Origin of the sequence: Niallia oryzisoli, from assembly GCF_043641075.1 — a bacterium.
GTDB lineage: Bacteria > Bacillota > Bacilli > Bacillales > Cytobacillaceae > Bacillus_BD > Bacillus_BD oryzisoli_A.
In genome coordinates this window covers 979,032-993,091 of sequence record NZ_JBHZRC010000001.1, presented here as the reverse complement: position 1 = coordinate 993,091, position 14,060 = coordinate 979,032, and the positions used below count along the sequence as shown (strand labels likewise).

At 38.3% G+C, this 14,060-nt stretch carries 10 protein-coding genes; all 10 read left to right on the top strand.

What is annotated here, in order from left to right; all coding sequences use genetic code 11:
* The first annotated feature begins 30 nt into the window (after window positions 1-30).
* The 10 genes from rpsB (at window position 31) to ACHUFV_RS04980 (ending at window position 13,901) form a co-directional block, all read left to right on the top strand.
* On the top strand, window positions 31-744 hold the full coding sequence (gene rpsB / locus ACHUFV_RS05025; protein WP_394232503.1) for a 30S ribosomal protein S2: 714 nt from the start codon (window positions 31-33) through the stop codon (window positions 742-744).
* A gap of 160 nt (window positions 745-904) precedes the next feature.
* A complete protein-coding gene (gene tsf / locus ACHUFV_RS05020) occupies window positions 905-1,786 on the top strand; it encodes a translation elongation factor Ts (protein ID WP_394232502.1) in 882 nt (293 codons plus the stop codon).
* Window positions 1,787-1,884: 98 nt separating this feature from the next.
* Window positions 1,885-2,607 carry a UMP kinase gene (gene pyrH / locus ACHUFV_RS05015; protein WP_394232501.1) on the top strand — a complete coding sequence of 241 codons (723 nt, stop codon included), beginning with the start codon at window positions 1,885-1,887 and terminating at the stop codon, window positions 2,605-2,607.
* 2 nt (window positions 2,608-2,609) lie between these two features.
* Entirely contained in the window at window positions 2,610-3,167 is a 558-nt protein-coding gene (gene frr / locus ACHUFV_RS05010; RefSeq protein WP_394232500.1) for a ribosome recycling factor, read from the top strand.
* A gap of 258 nt (window positions 3,168-3,425) precedes the next feature.
* Window positions 3,426-4,202 (top strand): isoprenyl transferase, encoded by a 777-nt coding sequence (locus ACHUFV_RS05005; protein WP_394232499.1) that lies wholly within the window; start codon window positions 3,426-3,428, stop codon window positions 4,200-4,202.
* Window positions 4,203-4,221: 19 nt separating this feature from the next.
* Window positions 4,222-5,010: a phosphatidate cytidylyltransferase gene (locus ACHUFV_RS05000; RefSeq protein WP_394232498.1), complete on the top strand. Its 789-nt coding sequence runs from the start codon at window positions 4,222-4,224 to the stop codon at window positions 5,008-5,010.
* 87 nt (window positions 5,011-5,097) lie between these two features.
* Window positions 5,098-6,243 (top strand): 1-deoxy-D-xylulose-5-phosphate reductoisomerase, encoded by a 1,146-nt coding sequence (gene dxr, locus ACHUFV_RS04995; RefSeq protein ID WP_394232497.1) that lies wholly within the window; start codon window positions 5,098-5,100, stop codon window positions 6,241-6,243.
* A gap of 65 nt (window positions 6,244-6,308) precedes the next feature.
* Entirely contained in the window at window positions 6,309-7,574 is a 1,266-nt protein-coding gene (gene rseP / locus ACHUFV_RS04990) for an RIP metalloprotease RseP (protein WP_394232496.1), read from the top strand.
* Between the two features lie 124 nt (window positions 7,575-7,698).
* Complete coding sequence (locus tag ACHUFV_RS04985) at window positions 7,699-9,399, top strand: proline--tRNA ligase (protein WP_394232495.1); 1,701 nt, start codon at window positions 7,699-7,701, stop codon at window positions 9,397-9,399.
* Between the two features lie 185 nt (window positions 9,400-9,584).
* The gene (locus tag ACHUFV_RS04980) at window positions 9,585-13,901 is read left to right on the top strand and encodes a PolC-type DNA polymerase III (RefSeq protein WP_394232494.1); all 4,317 of its coding nucleotides are present in this window, start codon (window positions 9,585-9,587) and stop codon (window positions 13,899-13,901) included.
* Window positions 13,902-14,060: the final 159 nt, after the last annotated feature.

Below are 14,060 nucleotides of genomic sequence, written 5' to 3'. Positions count from 1 at the left end.
GGAAAATAAAAACCATTAGGAGGAAACATCATGTCAGTTATTTCAATGAAGCAATTACTTGAAGCAGGTGTACATTTCGGACACCAAACACGTCGTTGGAACCCAAAAATGAAGAAGTATATTTTCACGGAGCGTAACGGCATCTATATCATCGACCTTCAAAAAACAGTTAAAAAGGTTGAAGAAGCTTACAAATGGGTAAAAGAATTAGCTGCTAACGGTGGTACTGTTCTATTCGTTGGTACAAAAAAACAGGCTCAAGATTCTGTTAAAGAAGAAGCAATTCGTTCTGGTATGTACTATGTAAATCAACGTTGGTTAGGTGGAACATTGACTAACTTTGAAACGATTCAAAAGCGTATTTCTCGTTTGAAAGAAATCGAGAGAATGGCTGAAGATGGTACTTTTGAAGTGCTTCCTAAGAAAGAAGTAGTTCAATTGAGAAAACAACAAGAACGTCTTGAGAAATTCTTAGGCGGAATTAAAGATATGAAACAACTTCCTGATGCATTATTTATTATCGATCCTCGTAAAGAGCGTATCGCTGTTGCAGAAGCACATAAATTAAATATTCCTATCGTAGGTATGGTTGATACCAACTGTGATCCAGATGAAATCGATGTTGTGATCCCAGCAAACGATGATGCAATTCGTGCTGTTAAATTATTAACAGGTAAAATGGCAGATGCTATTTTAGAAGCGAAGCAAGGGGAAGAAACAGAAGTAGTTGAAACAAACGCTTAATTGTAATTGCTTAAAGTGCGTTTAAGATATTCTCTAATTGTAAAGAATAGGCTAGACCGTACAGGGAAAGGTGATAAGAGGGAAACTCCCTTTATCACCTTTTTTGTAAAAAAGTGATGAACTGAACTAAATACATATAATTTTAAGGAGGAAACACATAATGGCTATTACAGCACAAATGGTTAAAGAACTTCGTGAAAAAACTGGTGCAGGTATGATGGATTGTAAAAAAGCACTTCAACAAACTGATGGAGATATGGAAAAAGCAATTGATTTCCTACGTGAAAAAGGAATTGCTTCTGCTGCTAAAAAAGCGGATCGTGTTGCTGCTGAAGGTATCACTTCTGTAGTTGTAGAAGGAAACGATGCTGTTATTTTAGAAGTAAATGCTGAAACAGATTTCGTTGCAAAAAATGAAGCGTTCTTAACGCTTGTAAAAGAATTAGGTGAGCAATTACTTAAAGCGAAGCCAGCATCTCTTGAAGAAGCACTTGCTTCAACATTGGATAACGGTGCAACTGTAGAAGCTCATATTAATGCTGCCATCTCTAAGATTGGTGAAAATATGAACCTTCGTCGTTTTGAAATCAAAACAAAAACTGATAATGACGCATTTGGCGCATACTTGCATATGGGTGGACGCATTGGTGTTCTTACAGTGTTAGAAGGAACTACAGATGCAGATGCTGCTAAAGATGTGTCAATGCATGTTGCAGCACTAAACCCTAAGTTTGTTTCACGTGATGAAGTTTCAGCTGAAGAAGTTGAGCATGAGCGCCAAGTATTAACTCAACAAGCAATGAACGAAGGCAAGCCGGAAAATATCGTTGCTAAAATGGTTGAAGGCCGTTTAGGAAAATATTTTGAAGATGTATGTCTGCTTGATCAAGCATTTGTTAAGAATCCAGACCAAAAAGTACGTCAATTTGTTGAATCTAAAGGTGGAAAGGTTCGCGAATTTGTTCGTTACGAAGTTGGAGAAGGTCTTGAAAAGCGTTCAGAAAACTTCGCTGAAGAAGTTATGAACCAAATGAAAAAATAATTTTTGCGCATAATAAATACGAACTTTTTCAGGGAACACAATGTGTTCCCTGTTTTTAAAGCAGGTAAATAAATAGTATAATACATATGGAGGTTTTTATGACCAAACCAAAGTATAAACGCGTTGTCTTAAAATTAAGTGGAGAGGCATTAGCTGGAGAAAAAGGATTTGGAATTTATCCGGCTGTAATCAAATCGGTTGCTGCACAGGTGAAGGAACTGGCTGATTTAGGCGTCGAGGTGGCAGTTGTAGTAGGCGGCGGTAACATTTGGCGTGGAAAAATTGGTGAAGAAATGGGAATGGACAGAGCGACGGCTGACTATATGGGTATGTTAGCTACTGTCATGAATTCGTTAGCCCTTCAGGATAGTCTTGAACATGCAGGCTGCGAAACTCGTGTTCAAACATCAATTGAAATGCGGCAGGTTGCTGAGCCGTATATTCGTAGAAGAGCCATTCGTCATTTAGAGAAAAAACGTGTTGTTATCTTTGCTGCCGGAACTGGGAACCCTTATTTCTCAACAGATACAACAGCTGCATTAAGAGCTGCAGAGATTGAGGCAGAAGTTATTCTAATGGCAAAGAATAACGTTGATGGTGTTTATTCAGCTGATCCTCGCGTTAATAAAAATGCAAAAAAATATGATGAATTATCCTATTTGGATGTTATTAAAGAAGGATTGGCAGTAATGGATTCAACAGCTTCTTCCTTATGTATGGACAATGACATTCCGTTAATTGTATTTTCAATTATGGAGAATGGAAATATCAAACGTGCAGTTATGGGCGAAAAAATTGGAACAATTGTTAGGGGGAAATAATTATGCCAACACAAATTATTACGAGTGCTAAAGAAAAAATGACAAAAGCAATTCAGGCATATTCTCGTGAGCTGGCTAGTATTCGAGCAGGCAGAGCAAATGCATCATTATTAGACCGCATTACAGTGGATTACTATGGTGCTCCTACTCCTGTCAATCAATTAGCTGGTATTTCTGTTCCTGAAGCACGTCTCTTAGTTATTCAACCATATGATAAAACAATCCTTGGTGAAATCGAGAGAGCAATTTTAAAGTCTGATTTAGGTTTAAACCCAACAAATGATGGAAGTATTATTCGAATTGCGATACCGGCTTTAACAGAAGAACGCCGTAAAGAGCTTGTAAAAGTAGTGAAGAAGGAAGCTGAAGAAGCGAAAGTTGCGATACGTAATATCCGTCGTGATGCGAATGATGACTTGAAAAAGCGTGAAAAGGCTGGGGACATTACAGAGGATGATCTTCGCGGATATTCAGACGATATTCAAAAAGTGACCGATGAAAATATCAGCAAAATAGATTCGATGACGAAAGAAAAGGAAAAAGAAATCCTAGAAGTATAACCTTCTTGTTTTATTCTTTATTTTTAGAAAATGAAAGGACCCTCTATCGATTAGGGGGTTTTTTTACTCATGGAAAGGTAACAGTAAGAATACTGAGCTGAATTGGATAAAATTTTTTTTTGCTGATGTGATTCCTGATTATCGAGCTATCAAAGAATATTTTTGGTATGATAGAACAAGGTAGAATCGTATGCCTTGAACTAATAGGGGATTCATCTTTTGTCGGAGGGTGAGATTAACCTTTTGGAGGAGCTATACATGTTTAGTAAATTAAAAATTTGGAAGAAGACAAAGATTTCTTCCAATCTCCGAGAACGAATAGAGAAAGTGCAACAACAGCCTATTCCAGAGCACATTGCAATTATTATGGACGGAAACGGCCGCTGGGCGAAAAAAAGAGCCTTACCAAGAATAGCCGGACATCATGAAGGAATGAAGGTTGTTCGAAAGGTTACGAAAATGGCTAATCAATTAGGGGTTAAAACACTTACATTGTATGCTTTTTCAACAGAGAATTGGAAACGGCCGAAAACAGAAGTTGAATACTTAATGAAGCTGCCGGAGGAGTTTCTCGGTACATTTCTCCCTGAATTAATTGAAGAAAATGTTAAGGTGGAAATAATCGGAAGCAAAGAGGAGCTTCCATCCCATACGTATAATGCAGTAGAAAAGGCAGTAAGGGACACAAAAGATAACACTGGTTTAATTTTGAATTTTGCTCTAAACTATGGAAGCAGATCCGAAATCATTGCAGGGGTTAAAAGTATAATAAACGACTATAAGAATGGTACACTGAACGAACAGGAAATTAATGAGGAAGTCTTTTCAAATCATTTGATGACAAGTGGATTGACAGATCCAGACTTATTGATACGTACAAGTGGTGAAATTAGGCTTAGCAATTTCATGTTATGGCAGCTTGCCTATACTGAGTTTTGGTTTACAGATGTTTTATGGCCGGATTTCGCAGAGGTTCATTTAATTGAAGCAATTGAAACATTTCAGAGGCGCCAACGTCGGTTTGGTGGAGTCTAACAAAGGTGTTGACATATAGATGAAGCAAAGAATCATTACAGCCGTCATTTTCGGGGCAATCCTCATTTCCCTGACGTTAATGGGTGGAATTCCATTTGTCATCCTTGCGTATTTATTCGCATCGATTGCCATGTATGAATTATTAAAAATGAGGAAACTGAATTTATTTTCTTTTTCAGGTATCATAACGTTATTTACATTATGGATATTTCTCCTTCCAACAAAATACCTGGATTTGTTAGAGCGTATCCAGATAACAAAAATTGAAATCATATTAATTGCCGTCCTTCTCTTATTTGCCTATACGGTATTGACAAAGAATCGTTTTACTTATGATGATGTCGCTTTCTCGATTATGTCAATTCTGTATGTTGGAATGGGGTTTTATTATTTCATTGAGACAAGAGAAGCAGGTTTATCGTACATTTTCTATTCGTTATTTATCATCTGGGCGACGGACTCAGGGGCTTATTTTACCGGACGTGCAATGGGTAAACGGAAACTTTGGCCTGATATAAGTCCGAACAAAACGGTTGAGGGGTTCATCGGAGGTATCGTTAGCGCTGTTATCGTTAGTATTCCATTTGGTCTATTTTCTCAAATGGACACCTCGGTCATATTACTCGCCTTCGTGACTATTTTTCTTTCTGTTTTTGGACAAATTGGTGATCTTGTTGAATCAGCATTAAAGCGTCATTATCAAGTAAAGGATTCAGGTACAATCCTACCTGGGCATGGTGGAATTTTAGATAGATTTGACAGTCTTCTTTTTGTTTGGCCTTTACTACACTTTTTACATTTATTATAAGATTAACCGATACTTTGGAATGTAAATTGATTTTCGTTAATATCTTAAAAAAAGTAAGGTTTTGTCTGAGGATTAGGAGTGTTTTTCATGAAAAAGATCAGTTTATTAGGGGCAACCGGTTCAATTGGTACACAGACAGTAGATATATTATTGAACCATAGGGATGAATTTTCATTAGCAGCCATGGCAGTAGGGAAAAATATCTCATTAGCCCGGAAAATTATTGCTGATTTATCACCTGAGCTTGTTTCAACCTTGAATAAAGAGGATGCAGAATTACTTCAGTCGGAGTTCCCCCATGTTTCCTTTACATACGGTGAAAATGGTTTAACAGAGGTAGCAGTCTATGAAAAAGCAGATATACTGGTTAATGGGGTTATGGGGAGTGTAGGTCTGCAGCCGACCTTACATGCGATTGAAGCTAAGAAGACAATAGCTCTTGCAAATAAAGAAACACTTGTAACAGCTGGACATCTTGTTATGAGTGCAGCGAAAAGACAGGGTGTCGATATTCTACCGGTTGATAGTGAACATTCAGCGATTTTTCAGGCATTGCAAGGAGAAAACCAAAAGACTATTGAAAGAATCATTTTAACAGCCTCCGGCGGCAGCTTTAGAGATCGAACGAGAGAAGAACTGCAAAATGTAACAGTGGAAGAAGCATTAAACCATCCTAATTGGGCAATGGGAGCAAAAATTACAATTGACTCAGCGACGATGATGAATAAGGGTTTGGAGGTTATTGAGGCACATTGGCTTTTTGATCTCCCGTATGAAAAAATTGATGTATTGCTTCACAAGGAAAGTGTTATTCATTCCATGGTTGAGTTCCATGACAGCAGTGTCATAGCCCAGCTAGGCAGTCCTGATATGAGAGTTCCTATTCAATATGCATTATCATATCCGGATCGCATCCCGCTTTTTGCTCCACAGAGATTAAATCTGGCTAAAATCGGAAAGCTGAATTTTCAAGAAATGGATATGGAGCGTTTTCGCTGTTTAAAATTAGCTTATGAAGCTGGAAAGGCAGGGGGGTCATTCCCAACAGTCTTAAATGCTGCAAATGAGACAGCAGTTGCTGAATTTTTAAAGGGAACAATCACTTTTTTACAAATTGAGGATTTAGTTGAACAAGCATTAGAACGTCACAGCATGATTATGAATCCGAGTTTGTCGGAAATAGAGGAAATTGACCGTGAAACAAGGAATTTCGTTCATTCTCTGCAACAATAAGAGAAAGATCTTTGATTAGTATCGTTCATTTCTACACTCTATCTTTAAATAAAGGTGGTTATACATTGACTACAGTAATAGCCTTCATCGTTATATTTGGGGCACTTGTATTCTTTCATGAGTTAGGTCACTTAGTCTTTGCTAAAAGAGCGGGTATCCTATGTCGTGAGTTTGCAATTGGTTTTGGACCAAAGGTTTTTTCCTTTAAAAAGAATGAAACCGTCTATACGATTCGTTTACTGCCAATTGGCGGTTTTGTCAGAATGGCCGGTGAAGATCCGGAAGTAGTTGAAATTAAACCGGGTTATCGAGTAGGCCTCGTATTGAATAACGAAGATAACGTACAAAAAATAATCTTAAATAATAAGGATAAGTTTCCTAATGCCATTATTATGGAAGTTGAATATGCAGATATCGAGCATGAGCTGTTTGTAAAAGGTTTTCTTGAAGGTGAAGATGATGAAGTAATGAGAAAATACAGCATTCTTCCTAATGCTGTTATTGTTGAAGATGGTGTAGAATCTCAAATTGCCCCGTATAATCGTCAATTTGCTTCCAAAACACTAGGACAACGAACAATGGCTATTTTTGCTGGCCCGATGATGAATTTCGTTTTAGCCTTTGTTATCTTCGTGTTGATTGCCTTATTACAGGGTATACCTTCAAACGATCCAATGCTTGGTAAGCTGACAGAGGATGGCGCAGCACTTTCTGCAGGTATGAAAGAAGGCGATGTTGTTCAGTCCATAGATGGTGTTGAAATATCAAACTGGTCTGACGTAGTAGAAGTCATCCGGAAAAGTCCTGAGAAAGAATTAACCTTTTTAATTAAACGGGACGGAAATGAACTAGAAATCCCTGTAACACCAAAAACGCAAAAAGCAGAAGACGGTACAAGCGTTGGAATAATAGGTGTATTCAGTCCAGTTGAAAAATCACCGCTAAAAGCGATTACGTATGGAGCAACTGAAACCTACTTTTGGACGACTGAAATATTCTCGGCACTTGGTAAACTGTTAACTGGTCAATTTTCCATCGATGCATTGTCAGGTCCAGTTGGAATCTATCAATCAACAGATATGGTAGCTCAGTCAGGAATTTATTATTTAATGAGATGGGCAGGCATGTTAAGTATTAATCTTGGAATCATGAATCTTCTTCCAATACCTGCATTAGATGGAGGAAGATTGTTGTTCTTCGCAGTCGAAGCTGTTCGAGGTAAACCAATCGACCGTCAGAAGGAAGGGATGATTCATTTTCTAGGTTTTGCCTTGCTCATGCTTCTCATGTTGGTTGTAACATGGAATGATATACAACGGTTCTTCTTGTAAAAAAGGACTTGATGGTGGGGGTCGAAATCATTGGCCCTCCACTTGTATTTACGAATGATAATAGGATAAGGTACTTACAAAGAAACTTATTCTATCCATATTAATCTTATCCGAGGTGCAAATGATGAAACAAAGTATGATGCTTATTCCAACTCTAAGAGAAGTCCCAGCAGATGCTGAAATTAAGAGCCACCAGCTATTATTACGCGCAGGTTTTATCCGCCAAAATGCAAGTGGTGTCTATAGTTACTTACCTTTAGCAACACGTGTTATTCAAAAGGTGGAACAAATTGTCCGTGAAGAAATGGACGCAACGGGAGCTGTTGAATTATTAATGCCGACAATGCAGCAAGCAGAGCTTTGGCAGGAATCAGGTAGATGGTATACATATGGTCCGGAATTAATGAGATTACGTGACCGTCATAACCGGGAATTTGCTTTAGGACCAACGCATGAAGAGGTAATCACTAGTATCGTAAAAGATGAGGTAAAATCATATAAACGACTGCCGCTTTCTTTATATCAAATTCAAACAAAGTTTCGTGATGAAAAGAGACCTCGTTTTGGCTTGTTAAGAGGTAGAGAGTTTATTATGAAGGATGCGTATTCTTTTCATTCTTCTCGAGAAAGTCTAGATGAAGTGTATACTCAAATTTTTAATGCTTATTCCAATATTTTTACACGCTGCGGTCTAAATTTTCGTGCAGTTATTGCGGATGCAGGCTCAATAGGAGGTAAAGGCACACATGAGTTTATGGTATTATCAGATATCGGTGAAGATACAATTGCCTATTCAGATACCTCCTCATATGCAGCAAATATTGAAATGGCCCCTGTTGTAACTCCATATGAAAGAAGCAATGAGGAAGAGCAGGAATTGAAAAAGGTATTAACCGAAAATCAAAAAACAATTACAGAAGTATCAGCCTTTTTAAATGTTACTGCAGAGAAATGCATAAAATCATTATTATTTAAGGTAGATGATCGGTTTGTTCTGGTTCTTGTTCGAGGTGACCATGAAGTCAATGATATTAAGTTGAAAAATATATATGATGCTGACATCGTAGAATTAGCCGAGCCGGAGGAAACGATTAAAGTTCTTGGATGCTCCATCGGTTCACTTGGTCCGGTAAATGCAAAGGGAGTAGAAATTATTGCTGATCATGCCGTCAAGGCCATTGTAAATGGTGTATGCGGAGCAAACGAAGAGGACTACCACTATGTAAATGTGAATCCGGAACGTGACTTCTCTGTTACTCGTTTTGAAGACGTGCGATTTATTCAAGAAGGAGATCTGTCACCAGATGGTGAAGGACAGATCGTATTTGCAAAAGGGATTGAAGTGGGTCATGTATTTAAATTGGGCACAAAATACAGTGAAGCGATGAATGCCGTCTATTTAGATGAGAATGGTAAAACACAACCATTTATCATGGGATGTTACGGAATCGGTATCTCTAGAACAATGGCTTCTATTGTCGAACAATTTAATGATGAAAAGGGTATTATCTGGCCAGTTGCTGTGGCACCATTTGAGATTCATCTAGTCGCTGTAAATATGAAGGATGACGCTCAAAGAGCACTTGCTGAAAATCTGTACGGTGAATTAAATCAAATCTATGATGTCTTACTGGATGATCGTCAGGAACGTCCAGGTGTTAAGTTTGCAGATAGTGATTTAATTGGCTTACCTGTTCGAATAACGGTCGGTAAGAAAGCAAGCGAAGGAATCGTAGAAGTAAAAGTCCGTAAAACAGGAGAAATGTTTGAAATTCATATAGATGAATTGATTGGAAAGGTTACTGAAATTCTTTCTGCTCTGTAAAAATAATCAAAAGAGTTAACGCTAAGTCTAAGGATTTATTCGGATCCTTCTTTGCGCTAACTCTTTTTTTAAGACTATTCTGCACGATTTCGAATGGTCGAATTTCATCGAAATAAGAGTGTAGTATGCTATAATACTGTTTGTATTTATCTTAAATAATAGTAGACGGGAGGAGAGATATCTAGATGAGTATTGACTCAGGAAAAAATGAGCGTTTTCAGCTCTTATTACAGCAGCTTAACCTTACTGAAGATGCCATTGTTCCATATTTCTCGAAAGCCCAAATAGAAAAATTGGTGATTGAAAAGAAGGCTAGAAAATGGCATTTTCATTTTTTATTCGAGAGAATTTTACCATACAATGTGCTAAGCACCTTTTTAAATAAGCTTGAAACAACTTTTTCATATATTGCTCAGATTTCTTACTCAATAAAAGTATTAGATCCCCAAATTACAGAACAACTGGTAGTGGACTATTGGAGAAAATGTATTCAAGAAATAGACGGTATTTCACCACCGCTTTCCAAGCTGCTAAACGAACAAATTCCCAAATTGCAAGGAAATAAAGTGACAATTAAGGTTCGGAATGACATGGAAGGTTTATCTATAAAAAGGAAGTATGCCAGCTTAATTACTCAAATTTATGAAGAGTTTGGTTTTCCATTATTTGCAATTGATACAGAAATTTCTACGGAACAGGCAAATGAGGAATATCAACAATTTTTACTTGCTAAGAAAAAAGAAGATGAAGAGCGCGGTATGCAAGCACTGATTGAAATGCAGAAACGCGAAGATCATGCAGAGGATGTTATCGTAGACAGCGGACCTTTAACAATTGGTTTAACCATTCGTGATGATGCTGAATTCAGAAAGCTCGAAGAAATAGTCGATGAGGAACGCCGTATTGCCATTGAAGGCTATGTATTTGCCGCTGAAACGAAAGAGCTGCGCAGCGGGCGTACGTTATTAACCTTTAAAATTACTGATTATACAAGCTCAATTCTTGTTAAGATGTTTTCTCGTGATAAAGAAGATGCGGCATTGTTTAATCGTGTTCAAAAGGGAATGTGGTTAAAAGTTCGCGGGAGCATCCAAAACGATACGTTTGTACGTGACCTTGTCATGATTGGAAATGATGTTAACGAAATAAAGGCTCCAAGCAGAAAAGATACAGCGCCTGAAGGGGAAAAACGTGTTGAACTACATTTGCATACTCCGATGAGTCAAATGGACGCTGTTTCTTCTGTCAGCTCTTTAGTTAGTCAAGCAAAAAAATGGGGCCATAAAGCCATTGCGATTACAGACCATGCTGTCGCACAATCATTTCCAGAAGCTTTTAGTGCTGGGAAAAAAAATGATATCAAGATTCTCTACGGTGTTGAAGCAAATCTAGTTGATGACGGTGTACCGATCGCTTACAACTCGGCCCATCGTAAATTAATGGAAGATACGTATGTGGTATTTGACGTTGAAACGACGGGTCTATCTGCTGTGTATGATACGATCATTGAACTTGCAGCAGTGAAAGTCCGAGGCGGTGAAATTATTGACCGTTTCGAATCATTTGCAAACCCGCATCGTCCGCTATCCGCAACAATTATTAATTTGACACATATCACCGATGATATGTTACAGGATGCACCGGAAGTGGAAGCTGTATTAAAAAGATTTTATACATGGGCAGAGGACGCTGTGCTGGTTGCCCATAACGCCTCCTTCGATATGGGATTTTTAAATATGGGCTATACAAAGATTGGATTAGAGAAGGCAACTAACCCGGTTATCGATACGTTAGAGCTAGGGCGTTTTTTATACCCAGAGATGAAGAATCATCGTTTAAATACACTGGCAAAAAAGCTGGATGTTGAATTAACACAGCATCACCGTGCTATCTATGATGCTGAAGCAACAGGGTATATCCTAATGAAAATGTTAAAAGACACCGCTGAAAAGGGCATTGAATACCATGATCAATTAAATGACAATATGGGCCAAGGAAATGCTTACCAGAGGTCAAGACCATACCACTGTACATTGCTAGCGCAAAATGATATAGGCTTAAAAAATCTATTTAAATTAGTTTCGATCGCCCATATTAATTATTTTTATCGGGTACCTAGAATTCCACGCTCTCAGCTAGTTAAGTACCGGGAAGGAATTATTATCGGATCTGCCTGTGATAAAGGCGAAGTGTTTGAAGGTATGATGCAAAAGGGTCCAGAGGAAGTTGAAAAGATTGCAGAATTCTATGATTATCTCGAAGTTCATCCTAAAGAAGTGTATCAACATTTAATTGAATTAGAACTTATTCGTGACAATAAAGCGTTGGAGGAAATCATCCGTAATATTGTTATGCTTGGTGAAAAGCTAAACATTCCGGTTGTGGCAACAGGGAATGTTCACTATTTAAATCCAAATGATAAAATCTACCGGAAAATTCTTATCAACTCACAGGGTGGAGCCAACCCGTTAAATCGTCACAAGCTACCAGATGTTCATTTTAGAACAACAAATGAAATGTTGGATGCATTTGCCTTTCTTGGTAAGGAGAAAGCGAAAGAAATCGTGGTTGAAAATACAAATAAAATTGCAGATATGATTGACTTCATTAAACCGATTAAGGATGATTTATATACACCCAAAATTGAAGGGGCCGAGGATGAAATCCGGAATATGAGCTATAGCATGGCCAAGGAGATTTATGGTGACCCGCTTCCAGAAATTGTGGAAGCAAGACTCGAAAAAGAATTGAAAAGTATTATCGGACATGGATTTGCCGTTATTTATTTAATTTCTCATAAGCTAGTGAAAAAGTCATTGGATGATGGATATCTTGTTGGTTCACGGGGTTCCGTAGGATCGTCTCTTGTTGCAACGATGACCGAAATTACGGAAGTAAATCCATTACCGCCGCATTATATTTGCCCTGAGTGCAAGCACTCTGAATTCTTTAATGACGGCTCTGTCGGTTCCGGTTTCGATTTGCCTGATAAAGATTGTCCTAACTGCGGCACTATCTATAAAAAAGAAGGTCAAGATATTCCGTTTGAAACATTCTTGGGCTTTAAAGGGGACAAGGTGCCCGATATTGATTTAAACTTTTCAGGTGAGTATCAGCCGCGTGCCCATAACTATACAAAGGTATTGTTCGGGGAAGAGTATGTTTATCGTGCAGGGACCATCGGTACTGTAGCTGACAAAACGGCCTTCGGTTATGTTAAGGCCTATCAGAATGATAATAATCTTCAGATGCGCGGGGCAGAAATTGAAAGACTGGCTTCAGGCTGTACAGGGGTTAAACGGACAACCGGACAGCATCCGGGAGGAATCATTGTAATTCCGGACTATATGGATGTTTACGATTTTTCACCAATCCAATTTCCAGCGGATGATAGAAATTCAGAATGGAAGACAACTCATTTTGATTTCCATTCTATCCATGATAATGTATTAAAGCTTGATATACTCGGACACGATGACCCAACTGTGATTAGAATGCTCCAGGATTTAAGCGGGATTGATCCCAAGACAATCCCAACAGACGATCCGGAAGTTATGAAAATATACAGTAGTACAGAATCATTAGGTGTAACAGAAGAACAAATAATGTGTAAAACAGGTACATTGGGAATCCCTGAATTTGGTACTCGATTCGTTAGGCAGATGCTTGAGGATACGAAACCAACAACCTTTTCAGAGTTGGTGCAAATATCAGGACTTTCTCACGGTACTGATGTATGGCTAGGAAATGCACAGGAGTTAATCCAAAATAATATTTGTACACTCCCAGAGGTTATCGGCTGTCGTGATGATATTATGGTTTATTTAATCTATCAAGGTCTCGAACCATCACTTGCATTTAAAATCATGGAATCAGTGCGGAAAGGGAAAGGCCTGACAGATGATATGGAAGCGGAAATGCGAAAGAATGAAGTACCTGAATGGTACATTGATTCATGTAAAAAGATTAAATATATGTTCCCTAAGGCGCACGCTGCCGCATATGTATTAATGGGTGTTCGTGTTGCTTACTTTAAAGTGCATCACCCAATTCTCTATTATGCTGCTTATTTTACCGTTCGTGCAGAGGATTTTGACCTTGATGCAATGGCCAAGGGTTCAGCGGCAATAAAGGCAAAAATCGACGAAATCAATGGAAAAGGTCTTGAAGCTTCGACAAAAGAGAAAAACCTATTGACCGTGATGGAGCTCGCACTAGAAATGTGTGAACGGGGTTATTCCTTTAAGAATGTCGATTTATATCGTTCAAGTGCATCAGAGTTTATTATTGACGGCAATTCATTAATTCCTCCGTTTAATGCCATTCCTGGTTTAGGTACAAACGCTGCCTATAATATCGTAAAAGCACGTGAAGAAGGAGAGTTTCTATCAAAAGAAGATCTTCAGCAAAGGGGAAAGGTATCAAAAACAATTATGGAATTCTTGGAGAATCAAGGCTGTCTTGAAGCACTGCCAGATCAAAACCAATTATCATTATTCTAATGACAGGAAAAGGGGAGACAGAGTCTCCCCCTTTCATTACGGTGTTGTCCAGCTGCAGCTTATGCTTGTCGCAGCTGGGCAAGGCGTCTCCACATTTCATTGTTTGCATTAAATATTTGGATATGGTATAGTTTTATTGGAAATACTAAGGATAACTCT

What these genes read in the sequence shown, in the direction of transcription:
- rpsB (WP_394232503.1), top strand. Translation starts at nt 31, where the DNA reads ATGTCAGTTATTTCAATGAAGCAATTACTTGAAGCAGGTGTACATTTC.
- ACHUFV_RS05000 (WP_394232498.1), top strand. Translation starts at nt 4,222, where the DNA reads ATGAAGCAAAGAATCATTACAGCCGTCATTTTCGGGGCAATCCTCATT.
- tsf (WP_394232502.1), top strand. Translation starts at nt 905, where the DNA reads ATGGCTATTACAGCACAAATGGTTAAAGAACTTCGTGAAAAAACTGGT.
- ACHUFV_RS04980 (WP_394232494.1), top strand. Translation starts at nt 9,585, where the DNA reads ATGAGTATTGACTCAGGAAAAAATGAGCGTTTTCAGCTCTTATTACAG.
- pyrH (WP_394232501.1), top strand. Translation starts at nt 1,885, where the DNA reads ATGACCAAACCAAAGTATAAACGCGTTGTCTTAAAATTAAGTGGAGAG.
- ACHUFV_RS04985 (WP_394232495.1), top strand. Translation starts at nt 7,699, where the DNA reads ATGAAACAAAGTATGATGCTTATTCCAACTCTAAGAGAAGTCCCAGCA.
- frr (WP_394232500.1), top strand. Translation starts at nt 2,610, where the DNA reads ATGCCAACACAAATTATTACGAGTGCTAAAGAAAAAATGACAAAAGCA.
- ACHUFV_RS05005 (WP_394232499.1), top strand. Translation starts at nt 3,426, where the DNA reads ATGTTTAGTAAATTAAAAATTTGGAAGAAGACAAAGATTTCTTCCAAT.
- dxr (WP_394232497.1), top strand. Translation starts at nt 5,098, where the DNA reads ATGAAAAAGATCAGTTTATTAGGGGCAACCGGTTCAATTGGTACACAG.